The sequence below is a fragment of the Candidatus Cardinium hertigii genome (assembly GCF_050864915.1).
GTDB lineage: Bacteria > Bacteroidota > Bacteroidia > Cytophagales > Amoebophilaceae > Cardinium > Cardinium hertigii_D.
Map to the genome: position 1 here is coordinate 20,963 of NZ_JBOZWY010000005.1, position 23,310 is coordinate 44,272.

Here is a 23,310-nt window from a genome sequence, read left to right on the forward strand (position 1 = left end):
GTATTTTATCCTATTGCATCTCCAACAAAAGGTTATTATCAACTTAACTACTTGTTTATGTTTATGTATCATTTTTTATCCGTCGCTTTTAAACAAAAAAAACAAAAATATTTGATTTCCATTATCCATTATATATGCTTTACATTGCTTGGATTTTTAAGTCATGCTAACGAAATTCAAAAAATAACAACACCTTATTTCAATATAGGATTTTATAAAAGTGTAACCTGCTCGGCGCAGCGTATAGCGAACACGTTAGAAACCATATATAACCCTGTCTGTAAAACATTGGGGGTATATCCAAATCCTATTTCTTTATGGATCGATAACCAATCTACGGAGTGCAACGGATTCTTTACCAATATGCCACGTCATATAAAGATGTATACTTTATATGCCCATGATCCCTATTTTATTGGAAATGAAGATTGGTTAAATATGTTGTGTATACATGAGTTTAGACATGCGGTACAACATAGTATTGAATACTATAGTACACCTTCTTGGCTCAAGCCCTTATATTTTTTCGGCAATTTGGTTAATTACTCCAGCGTTCCTCCTTTTTTCAAAGAAGGTGATGCAGTTGGTATAGAAACAGCACTTACAAAAAGTGGTCGAGGGCGCTTACCTGGATGGGAAAAATTATATAAAGTTAACCTGCTAGAACGTGGCGCAGCTAGTTTTGGAAGACAAATATTTGGCTCATTGAAACATGAGCTAACATCTGAATATCACATAGGTTATTACTTCACTACACATATTCGAAGAAATTATGGTCTAAATGCTATCAAATCTATTTTTGAAAAAACCATTCAAGGAATACCTTTTTTTGGATTTTACCATGCCATAAAAAAGGTTACTAAAAAGTCAATACTTCAAGTATACAATGATATGAATCAAGAATTATTGGTTGGTTGGCAAAAACAGTTAGAAGGCCTAAAAATTACGCCTGCTACCCAACTTACCTTTAAGAAAGAAGGGGATAGCTTCGATTATATGCAGCCATTTATTGACGCATCAGGTAACTTGATAGCGTGTAAAAGAGGTATAGGATTGCGTGATCAATTGGTACAGGTTACGATTACCCCCTCTGAGCCGACCGTACCAAAAAATATAGTTTCACCTTTTCAAAAGGATAAAACTATATTTTACTTTATAAATAGGAGTGATACGTTTGTTCCATCTACTTTTGCGATCGGTCAGGGGTGCGCAGTTTGGCTAGAACCCTGTACCCATCCTTGGAAAGGAAAACAGCGAACCATTCGGTTACAACATTATGATTTTAAACAAAGAAAAAGACGAACCCTTGTTGCAAGGAGTAGGTATAATGCACTGGCTATACGTCCTGATACCCGCCAACTGGTTGCCGTAGCATCTGATGAATCCAGTAACCATTTTTTAGTTGTCTTAGAAACAAAGTCTGGTAAAGTCGTTAAAAAAATAGATAATCCTGATAATGGTTATTATTTAACGCCTAGTTGGTCTGGTGCGTCAGACATAGTAGTGGTAAAAACCAAAGACCAAAAAAATAGTATTGTACGCATCAATACCGATACAGGTAAAACAGAAATACTCTTGCCTTACACCTACGAGCATAGAAGTTATCCTAAACTATATAAAGACTATTTACTCTATAACAGTTCCTACAATGGCATTGATAATATTTATGCCATGCATTTACCTACCCAAGCTTGTTTTCAAGTTACTTCAAGAAAATATGGAGCCTATTTGGGAATGGTAGACCCTATAACCAATCAACTTATTTTCAGTGATTATACTAAAAATGGTATGGAAATAGCCGCTATGCCTTTTGATCCTCTTTTGTGGACACCTCTAAAAGAGGTAGAGGATAGGTCTGTAGCTTACTACGAACCATTAGTTGTACAAGAAGAGAATGGTGATATTTTAGAAAAAGTTCCCAACCATCGATATCCTGTTACTAAATGCCGTTTTGGAATAGATAATATTGGCTATAAGGGCATAAACTTAGCACTCAACAGGGAGAATAAGTCGCTAGACATCGTGCCTTTTACATTGGTAAATTTACAGGATAATCTGAAAGTCACCCCTTATTTTAGCCTATTTATGAAACCTAAAAATCAATTTCCAACGACTGAAATAAGGTTGCAAGTAAAGTATAGAAGCTTTTATCCAATCTTTAACGTAGACATTACAGGTATTGCAGGTACTCGGGATAATACAAATAAAAATCTATTGTATTTTTATGATATAAAGCGAAAAACAGCTCTATATTGGAAAACAAGATTAGGGTTAGGCATAAGACTCCCTCATTACTTTACTTTAGGAAAGTGCTTAGGAAAAGCATCTTTAGGAGCTGTATTGAATTTAAATCAACCTTTTGATAAAAAAGGCTCTTATAACACAGACTACTTTTTTAAAATAAAAAATCACTCCATGCAAAGTAAGAGAGATAGATATCCACCCTGGATGCAACTATTTAATGTAGCGTTTTCTACGCATAGGGCTTTTTATAAAAATAATGTTTCCTATAAAGATACATGTTATTTTAATTTTGCATGCTATTTACCAGGTATTCAGCACCATCACTATTTTATTTTTACTTTAAATCCAATTATTGAAGTTGAAAGATTCAAAAATCTAAATAATAAGTGGAGCTACATGTTTAAAAACATTAAACTTAAATATGGTTTGCCCCTAGCCTATCCAGAGTGTGGCATACCATTCATTTGGTTTTTAAAGGATATATGGATAAATGGTCATTATTCAACGCTAGCTACCAACCAAAATCCCGATACCTTTGGCCTAGAATTTAATTTCTCAAGTAAATTACTATCTAATAAAAATATTTATCCTATTGATATTTCTATAGATTTTCGTTGGTTTAAAAAGATAAATGATGAGTGGATTTGCAAGTTTGAAATGCCTCATTGGCGTATAAGGTTCAATCCTAAAAGCTGTTGATGGCTGCATCTACACAGTTAATTTTTTAGTGGCATAGTCACCAAAAGGGTAGTGGACTGATTTTTAAGACAAATTTTTAGGAATTTTATTTCCTTCTTTTCCCATTTGTTAATCACCTAAAATAGTGATTTACTTGTCTGATTTACAATAGATCAGTATTGTTTTCTTAGTTAATATTTACATTTTTAACAAGCATTTTTTCTGTCTTTAATACGGTATTATATATAATAAGTTGATAAACAAAACAATTCATTTATTAATAATTTATTTAGAATTATCTAAAATAAACTGTAAAATGTATATTTAATACTTATTATAAAAGTTAAAGGTACAATACTATATTTAGATTATACGGAAATAAAATTCTTATTTTTTTGTCTGATTTTTTCAGTCCACTATAGTTTTATGGTAAATCAGTTGATATAGTGTCAATATCATCTATAAAATTTACTGTTTTATCATGTGCGCCTGCATAAGCGTCAAATATATTCAATATATACCAAGCACTCGCAATGATAATAAATAAATTACGCGTGCGTTCACATTCCCGAATACGTTTTTTGGTAAACTCACAAACTGGATTAGATGAATGGTTACCAAGAAGAAGGGTTCGTCTATGTTTGTTCATTTCTTGATGTTCTGAGTAGATTTTATGGCCAACCAAAGCAAAACCCAAATAAAGGCAAGGCACTTTCCAGTAATCTTTATTATAAACTTGCCCTAAGCCAGGAACCACCATAGAAGTGATCCAGGCGCGTTGCACCATGGCTTCTGCACGCATGATTTTAGACGACAATGCTGTTTCCTCTATCTTTTCAGAAGAGAGATGATTAGATGTATTGTCTACAACATATAAGGGTCTAATGGAGTGGTTGAGCAGCACATTCCATAGAATGGATTTATCCGGTGAGGCAACAGCCCAACTTAAGTAAGGAAAATAAAAAAATCCCATTACGCTTAAAAAAAAATGAAAAGACATCTTCATTCTTATTTTATATTTGAAATAATAGATAAAATCCTTTCTAGTTCTTTCTCAGAATCAAATATAATCTTAATTTCTCCTTGTTTTTGTGTATCTGCCTTGATAATTACTTTTGTATTAAATTGCTGGCATAATTGATGCGTTGTGTTTTGTAATTTTCTTTTAAAAGAAGGATTAAGTTGTATTTTAGTAGTTGGCTTTTTCAAATGGCCAATGGGAGAGAGGTCTTGTACCAATCTTTCGACTTCTCGTACGGAAAGAGCGTCTTCTAGTATCTTTTTCAGATAACCTAACTGGATTTCTGGTGTTTGCAAATTAATCAGGGCTCTTGCATGACCCATAGAAATTTTTTGGTCTCGAAGCGCAATTTGAATATCAGGCGGCAATTTAAGCAAACGAAGGTAATTATTTACAGTGGTTCTATCTTTTCCAACCCGTTCAGCTAATGCTTCTTGTGTAAGTTTGCAATCTGTCAGCAAACGTTGGTAGCTCAACGCAATTTCAACTGCGTTCAATGCATCACGTTGGATATTTTCAATAAGCGCAACCTCTAGCATATGGAGATTATCCGTACAACGTATATAAGTAGGTACCTCTTCTAAGCCTGCTAATTTAGCTGCACGCAAGCGCCTTTCACCAGCTATTAACTGATAGGTATGATTGCTTAACTTTCGAACGGTAAGCGGTTGTATAATTCCATGTAACCTTATGGAGGCACTTAATTCATTAAGTGTTGCTTGGTTAAAATCTTGTCGAGGTTGGCAAGGATTGGTAGCAATCGATCCAATCTGAATCATTTTAAAAAAATGGTCAGAAGTATTAAGAGATGTTTCGGTATGGGCACCTTGCAACAAGGCGCTTAACCCTCTACCTAACACGCGATTTCCTTTTATAGGCTCCATAATTTAATCAGTTTTATTATTTCTAACGCCACCTGTGATTTCTTCAGCAAGCCTAAGATAGCTAACCGCACCTTTACTATCTGCATCATAAATAATTGCCGGCATACCAAAACTTGGTGCCTCACTTAATTTAATATTTCTCGGAATAATGGTTTCAAAAACCATGCATTGAAAATGCTTTTTGACCTCTGCTACAATTTGGTTGGCCAAACGAAGCCTCGCATCATACATTGTCATTAATATGCCCTCTATTTCGAGATTAGGATTCAAGCGAGATTGAATAATTTTAGTTGTATTCAATAGCTTTCCTAACCCCTCTAATGCAAAGTATTCACACTGAACCGGTATAATTAAAGAATCTGCAGCGGTAAGTGCATTGATAGTGATTAAGCCTAAAGAGGGCGCACAATCTACTATGATGTAGTCATAAATCGGCGTTATGGACTTTAAGGCTAATTTAATGCGACCTTCTCTATTCTTAAAGCTTACCATCTCTACTTCTGCACCTACTAAGTTGATATGGGAAGGCAGAAGATCTAGATTAGGTATAGTGGTAGATTGAATCAACAGTTTGGGATCTACAGTCTCTACAATGCATTCATAAATACTGTGTGCTACTTCTTCTGGCTTAATCCCCACACCAGAAGTTGCGTTTGCCTGTGGATCAATATCAATCAGAAGGGTTTTTTTTTCTAAAATAGCAAGACTTGCTGCTAGGTTTATAGCAGTAGTTGTTTTGCCAACCCCACCTTTTTGATTTACAATCGCTATGATTTTTCCCATATTATCTGCGATTTATTCGCATAAATTTTACAAATTATACATAAATAGCCCTAAATCTTTATTTTTTACTTCTTGATTACAACTAAACCGCAAATAAGAAAACAAAACCAATATTTAATATATACAAAGAAAATAATAGGAAATAAACCATAAACGGATTTTATTACCGTATGATTACCACATTATATGATGTGCTAGCGCACAATCTATGAAAAAAATAAAATATATCAAAAAAGTATATTCAAAAATGTAGACTTGCTTTATACAAAAGATATGTTTCATCTTTGCAGAAATACCAAATAGGCAAACCCACAGCTTATTAAGTTATTTTACTTCTTTTTAAGATATAACTGTTTTGATTACCGTCCTAAATAAACCATTAAAATAGAGATATCGGCCGGACGCACACCGCTTATTCGTGAAGCTTGTCCTAAGGTGGCAGGTCTTACTTTTTGAAGCTTTTCTAATCCTTCTGCAGAGATTGCCTTAAGTTTTGTATAATTAAAATCAAGTGGAATCGTATAATGTTCCAATTGTTCCATTTTTTTTACAAGTTCTTTTTCTTTTTGAAAATAATTTTCATATTTAACCTGAATGTTCGCTTGTTGCAAGACTTCTTGTTCATAAGTAGATAGTCCATTACTTTGCTGTTTGTCCAATTGAAGCAGATCACTCAAATTAACCTCTGGTCTTTTTAGCAACACATCAGCAGATTGTGGGATATCTATTAAACTTGCACCTTGTGCTGCCAAGATTGGATTAATTATTTCTGGTTGTATCTTCCATTTTTTTAAAAAATCAAAGATAGAAACCAGTGCTTTTTTCTTTTTATATACTTTTTGAAATCTTTTTTTATCAGCTAATCCTATCGCATACCCCAATTCTGTTAAACGCAAGTCTGCATTATCTTGTCTGAGTAAAATGCGAAATTCAGCCCGTGATGTAAACATTCGATAAGGTTCTTCTGTTCCTTTTCCCACTAAATCATCTATTAAAACGCCAATATAAGCCTCAGATCTTTTGAATACTACTTGACTAAGTTCATGGATCTTTCTATAGGCATTGATCCCTGCCATTAGACCCTGACAGGCGGCTTCTTCATAACCAGTTGTTCCATTGATTTGGCCTGCAAAGTATAGATTTTGAATTAATTGGGTTTCTAATGTATAGTGCAACTGTGTAGGAGGAAAATAATCGTATTCAATGGCATAACCAGGGCAGATCATTTTTACTTTTTCAAAGCCAGTGATAGCCCTTAGCATCTTTAATTGAATAGATTGTGGTAATGAGGTAGAGAGTCCATTTACATAGACTTGAATAGTATGCCATCCTTCTGGCTCCACAAAAATTTGATGACGCTCTTTATCTGCAAATCTATACACTTTATCTTCGATAGAAGGACAATAACGGGGACCTGTGCTTTGAATTTGCCCATTGTAGATGGGAATATCTGCTAAATTATCCTTAATAAGGTTGTGGACAGTTGGATTGGTATACGTAATATAACAATTTTTTTGCTTTATAAGCGGAGTAGTATTTAAAAAAGAGAAGTACCCTGGCACAGGATCGCCTGGTTGTTTTTCCATTTTATTGTAGTCTAATGTTCTACTATCTACACGGGGTGGGGTTCCTGTTTTCATTCTTCCTATTTGAAAACCCAATTTTTGCAGTTGTTCCGTTATACCCGTAGCAGCTCTTTCTGTAGAACGACCACCAGCCATTTTTTTTGTACCAATATGGATTATTCCATTTAAAAAAGTACCGTTAGTTAAAATTACAGCGCAACTCTTTATCGTAATGCCTAGTGCAGTTTGAATACCCTGTACCTTTCCATTTTTTACTAGTAATGACACCACCGTATCTTGCCAAAAATCTAGATTGGGCAATGATTCAAGCGCCCTGCGCCAACATATTGAAAATAATCCTCGATCGTTTTGTGTCCGAGGACTCCACATTGCTGGCCCTTTTGAGGTATTTAACATTCTAAATTGAATAGCCGACTGATCTGCTATAATGCCAGAGGATCCTCCTAACGCATCTATTTCCCGAATAAGCTGCCCCTTTGCAATACCGCCCATAGCTGGATTGCAAGACATTTGACCAATCGTCTGCAAGCTCATAGTAACCAACAAAACTTTAGCGCCTAATTTTGAAGCAGCTGTAGCAGCTTCACAACCTGCATGGCCACCACCTACTACAATAATATCATATTCAAGTACCATAAATTTAAAAATGTTCCACGTGAAACATATCACTAATAATTTGCTAAAGCACAAAATAGACCATTGAAGGACAATTTATTGGTGTAATCTGATTACTGAACGAGTAACTGTAAATGAATAAGATCAATATAATTGCTTAAAAAAATCGAACTAGAGATGAAATATTTTTTATCCAAAAAAATAAAGTTAAATTGCACAAAGCAGCAAAAGTGTTACGAAAGCATTGGCTCGCTTAGCTCGCTTAGCTTATTAATAAAAGATATATTAACTATGCACATGCTATATGGTAGAGGTTTTTTTTAGAAGGAGGTCACGCCCAGGGAAAAAAAAAGAACTTTCCAATGCAGCCGCTTCATCTGAATCTGAGCCATGAATAGCGTTATAGTCAATAGAAGTAGCAAATATTTTTCTAATGGTACCGTCAGCGGCTTCTGTTGGATTAGTAGCGCCCATTAGTCTGCGTAGATCTGCTACAGCATTTTTTTTTTGTAAAACCATAGCTACTACAGGGGCAGAAGCTATGAATGCACACAAAGCTTTGTAGAAAGGGCGATCTGAATGGACAGCATAAAAATGTTCCGCAACAATCGGCGTTAACTGAAGCATAGTGATGGCATCTATGGAAAAACCTGCTTTTTCGATCATAGAAAGAATGGCACCAATATAATTGGCTTGAACTGCATCTGGCTTAATCATTGAAAATGTATATTTTCCTTGTATTCTGTTCATTTGATTAAGGGTTATTTAGGAAGATTGCATTTGTTCGTTGTGTACTGAAACCTGGACACTTTTGGATTTTTCTAGTTGATTATGATTAACCCTATCTACCAATAAATTAGATTTTCAATAAGGGAATAGCTGAGTCAGCTTTTTTCTATAAAGACAAATATAATACTTTTTGCTTCTTATCCAATTAGCTATATAACCTATATTATAAGTAAGCCAATCTATTAATGATACCAGTTCTGATTATGTGAAGTAGCGTAAGTTTTTATAGAGGGTCAATCTACTTTTTGTTAAGCAATGTTTATAACATCTTTTAAAACAGCGCTTATCTAATGACAAGGAAATACATTCAAATAAATAAAAAATTAGCAAAATGGTAGAACATAGAACAATAATTGTAAAACACTTGGGTTTAATAGATTATAAAGAAGCATTAGCAGTTCAGGAGGCCTATTATAAAACGATAGTTGATCAAAAACATGCGCGTGCTACGGTAGATCAACTTAGTCAATCAGCAGTTTCTAATTATTTGCTTTTTTGTGAACATCCTCCTGTGTACACATTGGGCAGAATGGGATCCATCAACCATTTATTAGTGGATGCAGCTACCTTAGCGACACAGGAGATTGCCTTATATCATGTAAATAGAGGCGGGGATATTACCTATCATGGACCGGGTCAATTGGTAGCCTATCCTATTATTGATTTAGAATTTTTTTTCACAGATATACAGCGTTATCTTCGCTTGCTTGAAACATCTGTTATAGAAATGTTGTCCCATTTCAATATTCCATCAACTAGCTTACCTGGCTTAACAGGTGTATGGTTAAAAGCAGATAAAAATAGCAAATCGTTCGACCGAAAAATTTGTTCTATTGGCATTAGGATAAGTAGATGGATCACCATGCATGGACTAGCCCTAAACGTAAATAATGACCTGGCCCCTTTTGATCAAATTATACCCTGTGGTATCCCCAAAGCAGTAACATCTATGCAACAAGAATTAAACAAATCGATTTCTATAATGGATGTTTCGGACATTTTAGCGCAAATTATTTTAAAAAAGTTAAATTGTGTATAATTTTTGTATTAAGATTTTATTTAAAATAAAGTGCCAAATATTTATATTGCCTGTATGGTTCCTATTTACAATTACAGGGTACTTCTTTTAAATGTTGGAAACATTTAAACGTAAAGATCAATGAGAAGGACCTCATCATCATGTTTTTTCCTACTTATTAATTTGCCAATGTCAAATGCAACATAGAGGAGAAATTATTGAAAATGTAGTGAGAAGAAGCGGTATTTCTATTTCAGTGTTAGCTGAAAAGATAGGTATAAGTAGAAATACGCTCTACAACAGATTTAAAGAAAAAAATTTAAGCTATGACTTTATATTGACCTTGGGAAAAGTGTTGCACTATAATTTTGCAGTACATTTTCCTGAAATGAAGTCAGATAGAACACTTCCAGATAATGCCCGTGCAGAATTGTTTCAACTTGAGCAGAAATACGAAAATCTTCTGGAAAAGTATAATTGGTTATTGAAGTTCTTACTGAAAAAATCGCAAGATACAGACCAACATGCTTTGCGTAAGCAAATTAAAGAATTTATCAATACTCCTTAGTGTACACCAGTATGTCAAATTCTATAAGAATTAAAAAATCATTGGGTCAACATTTTTTAAGAGATTCAAATTTAGCCAGTCAAATAGCCAATCTATTAACAGATGAAAGTTTAGGAGGTACGGTAATTGAAGTTGGACCGGGTAAGGGAAACTTAACAAGTGTATTGCATCATAAAGCTATTGCTCGTTTATACCTTGTAGAAGTGGATAGTGACCTTATACCCTATCTAAAAAAGAAGTATCCCTCTTTAAGTGATCGCATCATAGAAGCAGACTTTTTAAAGTTACCGCTAACACAACACTTTCAAAACAAGCGGTTAACGATTATTGGCAATTTCCCTTATAATATTTCTTCTAAAATCTTCTTTAAAATTTTAGATAACCGAAATGTAGTAGGTGAAATGGTAGGCATGTTTCAAAAAGAAGTAGGACAACGCATCACTGCTAAACCAGGTAGTAAGGTCTATGGTATGCTCAGTGTGCTTTTACAAGCGTTCTATACTATTACATACCATTTTACAGTCCCACCTGATCTTTTTTTTCCCCCTCCTAAGGTGGATTCTGCAGTTATTACCATGCACCGCAATAATGTACAAAAACTGCCATGTGATGAACCATTTTTTTTTCAAATAGTAAAAAGGGGATTTCAGCAGCGTCGAAAAAAATTACAAAATGCACTCGGTGGGTTGAACCTATCAAATAGATGTTATACCGGTTTATTGCATAAACGTGCAGAGGAACTAAGTGTAGCTGAATTTATAGAACTTACCAATGCATTGACTGTCAAAACGTTGATTTAACCTATGCTAGGTTGGGTGTAGAAGTTAATATTTGATCTTACAGACAGTAAAAATTGTAGCCTTTTATATAGCTCTTTTACTATTAACCTGAACTCTGGATTAGAGTTATTGTAAACCAGTCATATATAAAGGAAGTGTTCACCAAACTGTGTCAAGACCTAAAAGAAGTTATAATTTAAATAAATTAGACAGTAAAGGTTTTAGACATGTAAGAAACAATGAAGAATGACTACGTTGGGTTAGTAGATTATAAATCTCTGGAGGCAAACATTTTGTCTTCTATTCGTTTAGGTAAGCCTTTAACAGGCAAGAATGGTGCTTTAACCCCTCTGATAAAGAAGCTTCTAGAATCAAGCTTAGAGTGTGAGATAACTCACGACTTATATACTGATTTATCAATAAATAATCGCAGGAATGGAAAGAGTTCTAAACATTTACGTACAAGCTCTGGTTCTTTTCATTTAGTCACCCCTAGGGATAGAATAGGCAGTTTTGATCCACAGATCGTCAAAAAGCGTCAAACAAGTCTACATCCTGAATTGGAAACTAAGATTTTAAGTATGTTTTCTAGTGGTATGAGTTATAAATCTATAGCTGGCCATGTTAAAGAAATTTATGATCATAAAATATCATCTGCTGAAATATCTAGCGTTACAGATACCCTGTTACCGGTAATAAATGAATGGCGTAATCGTCCGCTTCAATCGGTATACCCTATTGTTTTTATGGATGGAATGTTCTTTAAGGTAAAAGAAGATGGCAGATGTGTAAGTAAATGCATGTATACCCTATTAGGGATAGATAAATATGGTAAAGAAGAAGTACTAGGCTTCTATTTATCTGAAAATGATGGATTTAACTTCTGGTTAGGTGTTCTTAATGAACTTAAGGAACGCGGTGTAGAAGATATCTTTATTGCCTGCATTGATGGCTTAAAAAACTTTCCTTCAGCTATAAATAGCGCTTTCCCTAATACACAAGTCCAGATGTGTACTGTGCACCAGATACGCAAGTCACTCAAGTATGTAGCTAGCAAAGATGTAAAACGTTTTTTAACTGATTTAAAGCAGGTATATAAAGCTTCAAGCATGGAAATTGCCAAACATTATCTATTGGAATTGGAAGAAAAATGGGGAGAAAAGTATCAGATGGTTACCAAATCTTGGCAAAACAACTGGGAGCATTTATCTGGATATTTTAAGTATTCAGACCCTGTCAGAAGGCTAATCTATACTACTAAACCCATAGAAAGTCTGCATAGACAAATCAGGCAATTCACTAAGACAAAAGGAGCATTCATAGTATAAATTCCTTGTATAAATCAGTGTATTGTGCTATAAAAAAGATGGAAAATAAGTGGACTATGCCTCTGCGAAACTGGGCATTGACCATATCTCAGCTAGATATATTCTTCCCGGGAAGAGTAATGGCTGAGCTGAGGTGAAAAGATTTTGACACAGTTTGGTGAACACTTCCTAGAAACCTTCAAACGAAAACTAGAAGTTAACTATTCGATAAGTAATAAAAGTACTTTTTTAATACAAATCTTACAAAGTCTATTGAAATGGTCTCATCCAGTAAGTTGTCAGCTTTATCAAAAGTAACTTTTGTCTTAGTCACTCGTCTTATTTGCCTATTAAGATTTTCGATGCTATTGGTCGTATAGATCATTCTACGCACCTGAACAAGATAATGAATATACGTAAAATAGTCATTTATATCTTCTGTTTGAAGAGACTTAACCAGTTTTTTCGGTCCACTATATTCAAGCGCACCGCAGGATCCATACGGGAGAAAAGCCGTATAAATGCGACATCTGTTCTAAATTGTTTACTCAATCAGCTAATCTTACAAAACACGCAGGTAGTCAGTATCTTTAAGTTGATTTAAAATAAGTTATGATTCCTTATTTTTATATTATAGAGAATTACATAATAGATTGTATATCAGATTTAGATAATCCTGTAACACGAATAATCTTATCTAATAAATCTCCCTCTTGTAGCATAGTTTTAGCGACTTTAAGCTTACCAAGTTTTTCACCTTCTGCTCTCCCCTCTTGTCTCCCCTCTTGTCTCCCCTCTTGTCTCCCCTCTTGTCTCCCCTCTTGCCTAGCTGTATTTTTCATGTATTCTTCTACAGCTTGGTTGTCCATAATTCGTTTAATCTCTTTCTCATAGGTGGATAATTCCACGTCTGACCAGTTGAATCTATTTAAAGCTTCATAAGCATCCTTTATAACAAAATCAGAACCTATTAATTTTTTTAAGTCTTGTTCGGTAGTATCAGGCGCATATTTGAAAAAATAACACCATTTTTCTATAATATTAGATAATTCTTCTATAGATTTTATCTTAAACTTAGGTAATTCTATAAATGTGAAAGAGAAATCTTTAAGATCTCGTTGGTAAGTGTTGTCATCTAAAATAACATGCTTAGATAAATAATTTTTTTTGTTAGGGAAAACAATATAATCTATAATAGCTATGAATATCACTTCTCTAAGATCCTGATATCTCCCCCCTACGTCTTTTCCTTGATTTAGTTGCCTAGAATATGCCTTAGCCGCATAATACTGTGCCCTTTTTTCGAACCCTTCTTGTGGCGCGACTTGCATCTCTATTATGAATTTCTTTTGATTTTGGTCTTCACATAACACATCTACTATACTTTCCTTTTTACAAGCAATATCAGGATCTTGAATGGTAGGCAAGAACTCTACATCTTTTACTTTATCTTTTCCGTTTAATTTCAATACATCATTGATAAAATGGATAAGAATATTTTTGTGTTTTTCAGTTCCAAATATCTTTCGGAAAGCTACGTCGTTCTTAGGATTTAAAAACTTTGAGGTTATCATAAGTATAGATCAGATATGTTGATTCCTATAGTAAATATAGTAAGTTTTTATGGTCGAACAAGGTTCTAATTTGCAAGGTATTCTCACTGCAAGAGCTATTTTTAGAATTTTGTCTCAAAAATGTTAAAAAAGATAAGTTTATGGTATTTTGTTTTTTTGAGATAGGAATATGAAATAGTTTATGGACTATTTTAAGTAGGTATTTTAGATGTTTTGTAAAACGTTCGTTTTTTGAGACAATCAGATGAAGATGGTAAGAGGATATGAAATCTTATTTAGTTTTAAGTAAGAACTATGGATGACAGGTGAGTTGGTTTTGTATAACCGAAAAAATTACTATATTGGATGTTTTGATTAATATCTCTTCTGTATCCCTATGGTAACTTCAAAGTTTTTAAGTCCCAATAACGACCTAGCCTTTCGTAAGATATTTGGTAGCGAAAAACATAAAAATATTCTTATTTCACTTTATTAATGATATGCTAGTTCTAAAAGACTCAGATAAAGTTGAAAACTTTACTTTCTTATCCAAAATTCAGGATCCAGATGTATAAAAAACATTATACATATAAGCTTTTTTATGGTAAAGGTAATACTACTTATAGTTTTTGTATTTTTTTTGCTACGGGTATATAGTTATTTCAAATCATATTTATCGACCTGGTTTTTCTAATAATTTGCTTTCTTTAGGAGGAAGTGGTTTAAAAAAATCATGCCAGCTTTTTTCTTTTTTTATATCTTTTAACACAAAATTTTAATACTAATCCAAACCATTTCTTACTGGGACTAAACAGCTAAAAGCGGAACAAAACGGAAACAAATTCTATAAATTTCTGTCCAGTTTTTTCGGTCCACTATAACACCATGGTCTCCCTTACTTCAGCAGAAAAACACTACCGATTGGCACTTTCTTTGGTACCAGGTATAGGCGCGGCTAGGTTAAAAAAATTATTAGCCTATTTCGGCAGCGCCCAAGCAGTCTTTGTAGCAGCACATAAAGGCAATACTTTGCTGCCCTATACACTAGCTCAATCGATTACCTCAAGCAGTAGCCTGGCTCAGGCAGAAAAAATCCTACAGCTGCATGCATCAGAAGCCATTCAGTTGCTAACCATAGAGGAGGATACCTATCCGAAAAGATTGCTAGACTTACCAGATCGTCCTGCTATATTGTATTATAAAGGGCAAGCCGTTTTGAATCAACAGCGGGTAGTCACTATTGTTGGTACCAGACAATTGACACCCTATGGGCAAGCCGCTATTACTAAATTTTTAGAAGAACTCCTTCCCTATCAGCCCCTTGTAGTCAGTGGTTTAGCCTATGGAGCAGATATATGGGTCCATAAGCAAGCACTAGAGATGGGTTTGACCACTGTAGCCGTCTTGCCTACAAGTTTGGATCAAATTTATCCTACTGCACACAAGAAAATAGCCTTGCAGATGTGTGGGGGTAGCGGAGGCTTACTTACGGAGTATCCGATAGGAAGTGGACTAGGTCCCTATACTTTTGTAGCCCGCAATAGAATTTTAGCTGGGTTGGCAGATGTAACCATAGTTATTGAAGCTAAGGAAAAAAGCGGTGCATTAATTACCGCCTACTATGCCAATAATTACCATCGAGAGATTTTTGCTTTGCCAGGTAGTATCTACTCAGCTACTGCTGCAGGATGCCATCGATTGATTAAACGCAATCAAGCGCATCTTTTGACTCATATCGATGACTTGGTCTATATCATGAACTGGAAAGTGGACAAGCCATCTCAACCAGATGCTTATCTTAACCATCCGCTTACCGAATCAGAACAAACGGTTTTTATCCAGATTCAGGAAGCCACGCAACCCATTACCATTGATGCTTTAACCCATGCCACTGACTTGCCACCTGGGACCTTACAAGCCGCATTATTGTCCTTAGAATTACAAGGTTTATTACGTGCCCTACCAGGTAAGCGTTTTACAATAGCTCCTATCTATAGCCACAACGGTAAAGTATGATTAATGTAAAGAATTTAGCTAAATTTGAGATAGCTAAAATAGCATACATAGATCAACATCATTTAATATATGTTTAAAGTCGCAACTTTATATAAGTTTGTATCCCTAAGTGACCTAGCTGCACTACAGCAGCAACTTCAATCTATATGCAAAGAACTAACCGGTACACTGCTGATCGCCCCAGAAGGGATCAATGGTACCATTGCTGGTTTACCTGGTCCATTGGATCAGGCGCTGGCTCATCTAACGGCTATGCCATCATTTAGCGACTTGTGGTATCAATATTCTGAAGCCAGCACTAAACCATTTCGCCGTCTAAAGATTAGGATTAAAAAAGAAATTATTACTATGCAGCGACCAGAGGATTCATGTATGTCACTGCGTGGTCGTCACGTCTTAGCCAAAGACTGGAACCAGACTTTAGAACAGGCAACGCTTGTTATTGACGTGCGCAACGATTACGAATGTCGATTGGGAAGTTTTTCCGGTGCCTTAAACCCGCATACCACCTATTTTAGTCAATTTCCTGCTTTTGTTGACCAAAATTTAATAGCTTACAAAGCGCAACCCATTGCCATCTTTTGTACAGGAGGCATCAGATGTGAAAAAGCATCTGCTTATATGTTGGCCCATGGGTTCAAAGAAGTTTATCAACTCAGTGGTGGCATTCTACAATATTTAGCGCATACTCAACTAGACCAATCCAAATGGAAAGGCGAATGTTTTGTTTTTGACGAGCGCATATCCTTAAGCCATGGATTAAAAAAAGGAAGTTGCCTACTTTGCTATGGTTGTCGTATGCCTTTAACTCCAGCAGATCTAGATACAAATTATCAACCTGGTGTTCAGTGTAAATTTTGTCTAAAAAATAAATAATATAGGGCTATGCATAGAAAAAAATGGATGCTTTTAGGATAAACTTTTAAACCATTGCTATAAACTTAAATGTATACAAATGAAAGGGTATTTATTTCCTGGTCAAGGGAGTCAGTATATAGGAATGGGAAAAGCGCTTTATCAACATAGCAGACGCGCACGTCAAATGTTTGCAACAGCTGATCGGATCTTAGGTATGGATTTGACACAACTTATGCTAGAAGGTACTTTAGAAGCTTTAAAAGCAACTACTGTTGCTCAGCCTGCTATTTTTTTACATGCTGTTGCAACCGCTTTGCTAAGTGATGCGTTTCATCCAGCAGCCGTGGCAGGCCATTCTTTAGGCGAAATAGCCGCTCTGGTGGCCAATAAGGTCATTGCATTTGAAGATGGCCTTTATTTAATAGCGGTCCGTTCTAAAGCGATGCAAAAAGCTTGTCAGCTTTGTCCCGGTACAATGGCTGCTGTATTGGGTCTAAGGGAGGAAGTGGTTGAAGCAATTTGCGCAAGGATTAGACAAGAAATCGTCGTTCCGGCCAATTACAATTGTCCAGGACAATTGGTTGTTTCAGGAAGCCAGACAGGTATCACCTTGGCGATAGAAGCTTTAATACAAGCAGGTGCGCGAAAAGTAATACCCTTACAAGTAGAAGGAGCGTTTCATTCTCCACTTATGGCGCCTGCCCAGGAAAATTTTGCCACTGCACTCTCCTCTATTTCTTTTTCTAAAGGGACTTGCCCTATTTATCAAAATGTGACTGGGTTACCTGTTACCGATCCCCAAATTATTAAAGAAAACTTGCTGCAACAGTTGGTTGCACCTATTTATTGGACAAAAACCATTCACCATATGGTACAAGATGGCATTAGCGAATGCATTGAATGTGGCCCAGGAACTGTTTTACAAGGGTTAACCCGAAAAATAATTCCTGATTTATCGATTGGATCCCTTCAGCTAAGCTATTTGATAACCTAATAGTGTAGTAATTTAGCCATTACGTAAAGATTCTAGTAGTATCCTTAAAGCTTGACCACGGTGTGATACAATATTTTTCTTTGCTTTTGTTAATTCAGCTGCCGTAAGACCTAACTGCGGATCATAAAAAATAGGATCATATCCAAAACCGTTATTACCTTTAGCTTCACGCTTTAGCAACCCCTTCCATATACCATGACATATCAGCGGCGTGGGATCTTCGGGGTGGCGTAAATAAACCAATAGACAATCAAATTGGGCCTGGCGCTCATGATCTGGTATATCTTCCATATCTGTTAATAATTTTTTGATATTATCTTGATCAGAACCATACGGACCACTATAGCGTGCTGAATAGATACCTGGAGCACCTTTTAATGCATAAACAGAAATACCTGAGTCCTCAGCAATAGCAGGTAAGCCAGTTGCTTTTGCGGCATGACGTGCCTTTAAAATAGCATTTTCTATAAAAGTTAGTCCAGTTTCTTCAATTGAAGCTATACCTAAATTAGTTTGAGCAATAATATCAAATTTGAATGCTTTTAGCAGCTCGGAAAATTCAGTAACTTTACCAGGATTGCCTGTAGCTAATACTACTTTTTTCATAAAATTTTCTTAATGTTTTAAATCAAAAATAGCTATTTACCAGTTTAGGAGAGCATAATCTATCTTTAGCGCTGCTTGTTCCAGGAATGGTTTAACAGGAAGCAACCGTGATTTAGCAGAGGGAACATTATGAATATACAAATAAAATTAGTACACTACATATATAATTTGTGCTATGTAAGCAAACCGCCATCTACCTGGATGACTTGTCCCGTAATATAGTTTGATGCATCAGAAGCTAAAAAAAGTGCACAATTCGCTACATCTTCCGGAAGCCCTACCCGCTTAAGCGGAATATTTTGGATCCAGGCTTGTTGAATCGATGGCTCCATTTGGTCTGTCATAGCAGTGGCTATAAAACCTGGTGCAATAACATTGGCACGTATATTCCTACTACCTAGCTCTAAGGCAATTGACTTAGTAAAACCAATCATACCAGCCTTAGAAGCTGCATAGTTCGTTTGTCCAGCGTGTCCACTAATGCCTACAATAGAAGATATATTGATAATAGAACCACTGCGCTGCTTAAGAAAGGTTTTGATAGATGCTTTGACAGTGTTAAAAACAGATTTTAAATTTATATTTAATACTGTATCCCAATCCGCTTCTGGCATACGCAATAGCAAGTTATCTCTAGTAATGCCTGCATTATTAATCAATACATCTAACCCACCAAACGTCTCTATTATATCTTCTATTACTTTATGAGTAGCTTTAAAGTCGGAAGCGTCTACATGCATAGACTGCACCTTAACGCCAAAAGCACGTAATGCTGCTTCTGTAGCTTGTACCGCTTTTAAGTCAGATTCACAATAGGTAAAAGCAATATGACCGCCTGCCTCTGCCAATTTAAGTGCAATAGCTTTTCCGATTCCTCGTGTGGCACCTGTAATAAATATTCTTTTTTCTTTTAGATGCATAATAAAAACTGATAATGAATGAACGACCTTTAATGAAATTAATAATACAAAAGTACCCAAAATAGGATCTTTAATCGATTATATAGTTAGAGATTAAAATTAAGTCATACTTTTGTATAATAGGATTATCTTAATTAAAGAGCTGGAAAAAGGCTGCAACGTGATTAGTATTAGATACCGTCCCGAACGTTCAACCCCAGCTTTTTTCATCTTAAAACTGAATAGTTAGCTGGCCATTAAAGCCCGTGTAAACGACGATAGTTAACAAGATGAATAAATTTAATACAAACATCTAGTAATATGCAATATATAGGCATCGATATAGCAAAGAATAGTTTTGTATCTGCTTTCCCTAGAGATAAAGGATATAGTACATCTACGTATAAGAATGATCTGAATGGTATTAAAACTTTTTTGGTTAAACTTGATAAATCATTGCATCATTGTGTATTAGAAGTGTAGTGGACTGATTTTTAAGACAAATTTTTAGGAATTTTATTTCCTTTTTTCCATTTGTTAATCACCTAAAGTAGTGATTTACCTGTCTGATCTACAATAGATTAGTATTATTTTCTTAGGTAGTATTTACATTTATTTAACAAGCATTTTTTCTGTCTGTCTTTATTAGGGTATTATATATAATAAGTTGATAAACAGAATAATTCATTTATTAGCAATTCATTTAGAATTATCTATAATAAACTATAAAATATATATTTAATTCTGATTATAAAAATAAAAAATACAATACTATATCTAGATTATACGGAAATAAAATTCTTATTTTTTTGTCCTAATTTTTCAATCCACTATAAATATAACAACTATCTATAGCAACGGCCTCATATCATGAAACCATATTTAACATTACTACAACATATTTTAGGAGAAGGAGTTGACAAAAAAGATAGGACTGGAACGGGAACAAAAAGTCTTTTTGGTTACCAAATGCGGTTCAACCTAGAAGAAGGATTTCCACTACTTACTACTAAAAAAGTGCATCTACGCTCTATTATCTATGAATTACTGTGGTTTTTAAGTGGTGATACAAATGTACGTTATTTACAACAACATGGCGTTACCATATGGGATGAATGGGCCTCCAAAGAGGGAAAACTAGGCCCTATTTACGGCCACCAATGGCGAAACTGGTCTACAGAAACAGGTGTAAAAATTGATCAAATAAGCGAGACGATAAAGGAAATTAAAGCTAATCCTGATTCACGTAGGCTATTAGTAAGTGCATGGAACGTGGGTGAAATTTCTAAAATGGCATTGCCACCTTGTCATGCTTTTTTTCAATTTTACGTAGCAAATGGGAAACTATCTTGTCAACTCTACCAGCGTAGTGCGGATGTTTTCTTAGGGGTTCCTTTTAATATTGCCTCTTATGCACTCCTCACGATAATGATGGCGCAAGTCTGCCAATTAAAAGCTGGCACGTTGATTCATACGATTGGTGATGCACATTTATACTATAATCACCTAGAACAAGCAAGTTTACAACTCAAACGTTCTCCTTATCCATTGCCTACTATGCAACTTAACCAAAACGTGACAGATTTATTTAGTTTTCTTTATGACGATTTTACATTGTTACACTACCTGCATCATCCAGCTATTAAAGCAGTGGTTTCTGTATAATGATATCTTTTGTACTAAATCTTAATTTCCTTTTAGGTATTAGGAAAATTTATACTTTCATGATTAGCTTAAAGCTACCGTCATAGACAAGAACAATTTGACTAATCGTATTATAAATAATCGGATCATTTGTGCTTCCATGTCCAAACCTGTTTGTTTTAAAGACTGGGATAGGTAAAGCAGATGCAAATTGATTCAGTGTTGTTATAATGTCTTTATTATCGGTACCACAATGGCCAAATAGTATGGCTTTTACATTTTTTAGTAGACCAGCTTGTTTAAAATGCAGTAAGGTACGATCTAGTTGATAAGCTTTTATTTGCGTATCTTCCAGAAAAAGAATTTTTCCTTCTGTTTTTACTTCCCAGGTTGTACCAATACCTGTTTGCAGCACGGTTATATTACCACCTGTAAGCTTACCATCTACAATATCGATAGATTGCGCTGCTGCATTAATCGGAAATATTTGATCAACTATAGCGTGTTTAACTTTTCCGGAAATGATCTCAGCTATCTTTGTAAAATTAGCACGTTTTTTATCACTTTTAAGTATTTCAACTATTCCACTTCCATGAATGGTTTTCCAGTCCCATGCTTGTGTAAAGAAAATATGGAGCGCAGTTATATCACTATATCCTATAAAAAATTTCTCTTGTTCAGGTATCGTTAATTTCTGTAAAGCAGGTATCAACTTAGCAGCACCATATCCTCCACGCAATGTCCATACTACATGATTGGTCTTATCAAACAGTGCATCCTTTAAGTATTTAAATCTTACTTCATCACTATTAGAATGAAAAACAGATCGGCTTTGATCAAAGCATCCATTTGGTATATTCAATTGGAATGAAGCGATGGTTTTCAAAGTAGTTAACTCGTTTTTATTGATACCTGAAGCAGGTGCAACGATTGTAATGGGTATATCTTTTAAGAGATTAATAAAATTTATATTCTGATTTTCAAATTTTACAATTGAAAAATTAGCTAATAAAAAGAATATAGTGGGAATAAAACACTTATGCATATATTTATAGACAACATTTAGAATACGTCCATCGTTATGCATACAAAGAATAAAGAGCTAAAAAAAAGATATTAATATTACATGAACAAATATAATTATCAAAGATTTTATTCTAAGTATTAACTATCAAAAACTGATGAAAGTCTATCTTTTAACATTTTAAAAAATGCAAGCTAGAAAATAGACAAAAGCAGGAAAAAAATTTATAAAAACTTGTCCTAAATTTTCGGGCCACTATAGTTTGAACCCTTACGTGGACTTGAAGGGATTCGAACCCCTAACCGCTGCATCCGTAGTACAGTGCTCTATCCAGTTGAGCTACAAGTCCATCTTATGGCTGCTATGCAAATTTAATAAACAAAAATTTATTTCAAAGTAATGTTTTGACATATTTAAAAAAAAAAGTACCTTTGTTTAGGTAGTATTTATACGTTATAATGTCATTAATTTACATGAAAAAAAAGATTCTTCCTTGGTTATTTCTTTTTGTCGCCTTACATTTTCCCTATGCAGCTTCTGCAGGTAACGCAGCTTCTACTCCTATAGATGCTGAAGTCGACCAGCCAGATAGCTCTTCAGGTAACGTAGCTTCTACTCCTATAGATACTGAAGTCGATCAGCCAGATAGCTATCTGCCGCTAGTACAAAATTATTTTAGCTTTGTATACGAACCCCTAAAAATGGATTACTTATATGATCGAAATTCGGAAAATTCGTCAAAATTTCCCAATACAAAAAAAATAGATTGGACCGCTTTATTCCGTAACAATACTGCATTTCTGTATGCTATTCGTCTCAATAAATCTCGTTTTGCTTTGTGTATAGGGGGTGGTTGTAGTAGTTTGTATTATTCTTTTATTGGTGAAAAACGTAATCAAGATATAATCTATAAAGAGCTTAAAAGAGTTTCAGAGTCTGATGCAAGTTTTCAGGATCTAGATAATACTTCAGGTAGAAAAGTGTCAGATTCTATTCTTAATATCCCCTTCTTTGATTTCTTGGTTAGGCTTCGATTCAATAGTGTCTTGGAAGCTCCTAAGGAAGGATTTCATGGTTGGTTAGGCCTTAAGCTTGGCCTGCGTAAACGTGCTGCTATGAAGTATTGCTATAAAGAATATAATGATTCAGGTGCTTCTTTGGTTACAAATGGTACTTTTAACCTTAAGCCGTTTGCTTGTGCATTCCAAACTGGAATGGGGTATCATCGTTTTGGTTTTACAGGAGGAATTCATTTGACTCCTCTCTTCGAGAAAAATAAAGGTCCTGATGATTCTGATTCGCTTAGGCCTTTTTCTTTTGGTATTTATGTAGATTTAATGTAACGAATAGATCCGCACTGCGTATACTTACTTGCGTTTACTGTTAAAAACTTTATCTCTTTTTTGTAACAAAAAAATATTTTTGTAGATTTGATTAATCTATT

The 23,310-nt window shown here is 34.8% G+C and carries 20 protein-coding genes, 1 tRNA gene and 1 pseudogene; 11 read left to right on the plus strand and 11 right to left on the minus strand.

The features are described from left to right. The first annotated feature begins 63 nt into the window (after positions 1-63). Positions 64-2,943, plus strand: a complete 2,880-nt coding sequence (locus ACRRVD_RS03555; RefSeq protein ID WP_432461760.1) for a hypothetical protein — start codon at positions 64-66, stop codon at positions 2,941-2,943. Positions 2,944-3,346: 403 nt separating this feature from the next. On the opposite strand, the gene ACRRVD_RS03560 is transcribed toward ACRRVD_RS03555, so the two are convergent. The 5 genes from ACRRVD_RS03560 to ndk form a co-directional block, all read right to left on the minus strand. Continuing rightward, a complete protein-coding gene (locus ACRRVD_RS03560) occupies positions 3,347-3,922 on the minus strand; it encodes a DUF5683 domain-containing protein (RefSeq protein ID WP_432461761.1) in 576 nt (191 codons plus the stop codon). A gap of 8 nt (positions 3,923-3,930) precedes the next feature. Continuing rightward, entirely contained in the window at positions 3,931-4,827 is an 897-nt protein-coding gene (locus ACRRVD_RS03565) for a ParB/RepB/Spo0J family partition protein (RefSeq protein WP_432461762.1), read from the minus strand. A gap of 3 nt (positions 4,828-4,830) precedes the next feature. Continuing rightward, complete coding sequence (locus ACRRVD_RS03570; protein ID WP_432461763.1) at positions 4,831-5,610, minus strand: ParA family protein; 780 nt, start codon at positions 5,608-5,610, stop codon at positions 4,831-4,833. A 359-nt stretch (positions 5,611-5,969) separates the two neighbouring features. Beyond that, positions 5,970-7,832 (minus strand): tRNA uridine-5-carboxymethylaminomethyl(34) synthesis enzyme MnmG, encoded by a 1,863-nt coding sequence (gene mnmG / locus ACRRVD_RS03575; RefSeq protein ID WP_432461764.1) that lies wholly within the window; start codon positions 7,830-7,832, stop codon positions 5,970-5,972. Positions 7,833-8,111: 279 nt separating this feature from the next. Then, complete coding sequence (gene ndk / locus ACRRVD_RS03580) at positions 8,112-8,561, minus strand: nucleoside-diphosphate kinase (RefSeq protein ID WP_432461765.1); 450 nt, start codon at positions 8,559-8,561, stop codon at positions 8,112-8,114. A gap of 370 nt (positions 8,562-8,931) precedes the next feature. On the opposite strand from ndk, the gene lipB reads away from it, so the two are divergent. The 4 genes and pseudogenes from lipB to ACRRVD_RS03600 all read left to right on the plus strand — a co-directional run bounded on the left by lipB (position 8,932) and on the right by ACRRVD_RS03600 (position 12,430). Continuing rightward, the gene (gene lipB, locus ACRRVD_RS03585) at positions 8,932-9,639 is read left to right on the plus strand and encodes a lipoyl(octanoyl) transferase LipB (protein WP_432461766.1); all 708 of its coding nucleotides are present in this window, start codon (positions 8,932-8,934) and stop codon (positions 9,637-9,639) included. 175 nt (positions 9,640-9,814) lie between these two features. Beyond that, positions 9,815-10,186 (plus strand): helix-turn-helix domain-containing protein, encoded by a 372-nt coding sequence (locus tag ACRRVD_RS03590; RefSeq protein ID WP_432461767.1) that lies wholly within the window; start codon positions 9,815-9,817, stop codon positions 10,184-10,186. Positions 10,187-10,197: 11 nt separating this feature from the next. Then, positions 10,198-10,986, plus strand: coding sequence for a 16S rRNA (adenine(1518)-N(6)/adenine(1519)-N(6))-dimethyltransferase RsmA (gene rsmA, locus ACRRVD_RS03595; RefSeq protein WP_432461768.1), 789 nt, complete (start codon positions 10,198-10,200; stop codon positions 10,984-10,986). 218 nt (positions 10,987-11,204) lie between these two features. Further along, positions 11,205-12,430: pseudogene (locus ACRRVD_RS03600) on the plus strand (IS256 family transposase). Positions 12,431-12,489: 59 nt separating this feature from the next. Here ACRRVD_RS03600 and ACRRVD_RS03605 read toward each other — a convergent pair. Together ACRRVD_RS03605 and ACRRVD_RS03610 are read right to left on the minus strand one after the other, a co-directional pair. Further along, on the minus strand, positions 12,490-12,795 hold the full coding sequence (locus ACRRVD_RS03605) for a transposase (RefSeq protein WP_432461800.1): 306 nt from the start codon (positions 12,793-12,795) through the stop codon (positions 12,490-12,492). Between the two features lie 118 nt (positions 12,796-12,913). Continuing rightward, entirely contained in the window at positions 12,914-13,846 is a 933-nt protein-coding gene (locus tag ACRRVD_RS03610; protein ID WP_432461769.1) for an Rpn family recombination-promoting nuclease/putative transposase, read from the minus strand. 864 nt (positions 13,847-14,710) lie between these two features. Between ACRRVD_RS03610 and dprA the strand changes: the two genes are divergently transcribed. The 3 genes from dprA (at position 14,711) to fabD (ending at position 17,693) form a co-directional block, all read left to right on the plus strand. After that, on the plus strand, positions 14,711-15,841 hold the full coding sequence (gene dprA, locus ACRRVD_RS03615) for a DNA-processing protein DprA (RefSeq protein ID WP_432461770.1): 1,131 nt from the start codon (positions 14,711-14,713) through the stop codon (positions 15,839-15,841). A gap of 69 nt (positions 15,842-15,910) precedes the next feature. After that, positions 15,911-16,717 (plus strand): oxygen-dependent tRNA uridine(34) hydroxylase TrhO, encoded by an 807-nt coding sequence (gene trhO / locus ACRRVD_RS03620; protein WP_432461771.1) that lies wholly within the window; start codon positions 15,911-15,913, stop codon positions 16,715-16,717. A gap of 79 nt (positions 16,718-16,796) precedes the next feature. Continuing rightward, entirely contained in the window at positions 16,797-17,693 is an 897-nt protein-coding gene (gene fabD, locus ACRRVD_RS03625; RefSeq protein ID WP_432461772.1) for an ACP S-malonyltransferase, read from the plus strand. 12 nt (positions 17,694-17,705) lie between these two features. Here fabD and rdgB read toward each other — a convergent pair whose 3' ends face one another. Together rdgB and fabG are read right to left on the minus strand one after the other, a co-directional pair. Beyond that, on the minus strand, positions 17,706-18,299 hold the full coding sequence (gene rdgB / locus ACRRVD_RS03630) for an RdgB/HAM1 family non-canonical purine NTP pyrophosphatase (RefSeq protein WP_432461773.1): 594 nt from the start codon (positions 18,297-18,299) through the stop codon (positions 17,706-17,708). 173 nt (positions 18,300-18,472) lie between these two features. Next, positions 18,473-19,219, minus strand: a complete 747-nt coding sequence (gene fabG / locus ACRRVD_RS03635; protein WP_432461774.1) for a 3-oxoacyl-[acyl-carrier-protein] reductase — start codon at positions 19,217-19,219, stop codon at positions 18,473-18,475. Positions 19,220-19,519: 300 nt separating this feature from the next. Here fabG and ACRRVD_RS03640 point away from each other — a divergent pair, with 300 nt between their 5' ends. Both ACRRVD_RS03640 and ACRRVD_RS03645 read left to right on the plus strand, forming a co-directional pair. Next, positions 19,520-19,681 (plus strand): hypothetical protein, encoded by a 162-nt coding sequence (locus ACRRVD_RS03640; protein ID WP_432461775.1) that lies wholly within the window; start codon positions 19,520-19,522, stop codon positions 19,679-19,681. Positions 19,682-20,068: 387 nt separating this feature from the next. Then, positions 20,069-20,863 carry a thymidylate synthase gene (locus tag ACRRVD_RS03645; protein WP_432461776.1) on the plus strand — a complete coding sequence of 265 codons (795 nt, stop codon included), beginning with the start codon at positions 20,069-20,071 and terminating at the stop codon, positions 20,861-20,863. A 49-nt stretch (positions 20,864-20,912) separates the two neighbouring features. On the opposite strand, the gene ACRRVD_RS03650 is transcribed toward ACRRVD_RS03645, so the two are convergent. Both ACRRVD_RS03650 and ACRRVD_RS03655 read right to left on the minus strand, forming a co-directional pair. Beyond that, positions 20,913-21,887, minus strand: a complete 975-nt coding sequence (locus tag ACRRVD_RS03650; RefSeq protein WP_432461777.1) for an LD-carboxypeptidase — start codon at positions 21,885-21,887, stop codon at positions 20,913-20,915. Positions 21,888-22,141: 254 nt separating this feature from the next. Continuing rightward, positions 22,142-22,215: transfer RNA gene (locus tag ACRRVD_RS03655), tRNA-Arg, on the minus strand. 124 nt (positions 22,216-22,339) lie between these two features. Between ACRRVD_RS03655 and ACRRVD_RS03660 the strand changes: the two genes are divergently transcribed. Continuing rightward, positions 22,340-23,209, plus strand: a complete 870-nt coding sequence (locus tag ACRRVD_RS03660; RefSeq protein WP_432461778.1) for a hypothetical protein — start codon at positions 22,340-22,342, stop codon at positions 23,207-23,209. The last annotated feature ends 101 nt before the right edge of the window (positions 23,210-23,310 follow it).

Coding starts and splice junctions, on each gene's coding strand:
- ACRRVD_RS03555 (WP_432461760.1), top strand. CDS start 64: ATGTATCATTTTTTATCCGTCGCTTTTAAACAAAAAAAACAAAAATAT.
- ACRRVD_RS03560 (WP_432461761.1), bottom strand. CDS start 3,922: ATGTCTTTTCATTTTTTTTTAAGCGTAATGGGATTTTTTTATTTTCCT.
- ACRRVD_RS03565 (WP_432461762.1), bottom strand. CDS start 4,827: ATGGAGCCTATAAAAGGAAATCGCGTGTTAGGTAGAGGGTTAAGCGCC.
- ACRRVD_RS03570 (WP_432461763.1), bottom strand. CDS start 5,610: ATGGGAAAAATCATAGCGATTGTAAATCAAAAAGGTGGGGTTGGCAAA.
- mnmG (WP_432461764.1), bottom strand. CDS start 7,832: ATGGTACTTGAATATGATATTATTGTAGTAGGTGGTGGCCATGCAGGT.
- ndk (WP_432461765.1), bottom strand. CDS start 8,561: ATGAACAGAATACAAGGAAAATATACATTTTCAATGATTAAGCCAGAT.
- lipB (WP_432461766.1), top strand. CDS start 8,932: ATGGTAGAACATAGAACAATAATTGTAAAACACTTGGGTTTAATAGAT.
- ACRRVD_RS03590 (WP_432461767.1), top strand. CDS start 9,815: ATGCAACATAGAGGAGAAATTATTGAAAATGTAGTGAGAAGAAGCGGT.
- rsmA (WP_432461768.1), top strand. CDS start 10,198: ATGTCAAATTCTATAAGAATTAAAAAATCATTGGGTCAACATTTTTTA.
- ACRRVD_RS03610 (WP_432461769.1), bottom strand. CDS start 13,846: ATGATAACCTCAAAGTTTTTAAATCCTAAGAACGACGTAGCTTTCCGA.
- dprA (WP_432461770.1), top strand. CDS start 14,711: ATGGTCTCCCTTACTTCAGCAGAAAAACACTACCGATTGGCACTTTCT.
- trhO (WP_432461771.1), top strand. CDS start 15,911: ATGTTTAAAGTCGCAACTTTATATAAGTTTGTATCCCTAAGTGACCTA.
- fabD (WP_432461772.1), top strand. CDS start 16,797: ATGAAAGGGTATTTATTTCCTGGTCAAGGGAGTCAGTATATAGGAATG.
- rdgB (WP_432461773.1), bottom strand. CDS start 18,299: ATGAAAAAAGTAGTATTAGCTACAGGCAATCCTGGTAAAGTTACTGAA.
- fabG (WP_432461774.1), bottom strand. CDS start 19,219: ATGCATCTAAAAGAAAAAAGAATATTTATTACAGGTGCCACACGAGGA.
- ACRRVD_RS03640 (WP_432461775.1), top strand. CDS start 19,520: ATGCAATATATAGGCATCGATATAGCAAAGAATAGTTTTGTATCTGCT.
- ACRRVD_RS03645 (WP_432461776.1), top strand. CDS start 20,069: ATGAAACCATATTTAACATTACTACAACATATTTTAGGAGAAGGAGTT.
- ACRRVD_RS03650 (WP_432461777.1), bottom strand. CDS start 21,887: ATGCATAAGTGTTTTATTCCCACTATATTCTTTTTATTAGCTAATTTT.
- ACRRVD_RS03660 (WP_432461778.1), top strand. CDS start 22,340: ATGAAAAAAAAGATTCTTCCTTGGTTATTTCTTTTTGTCGCCTTACAT.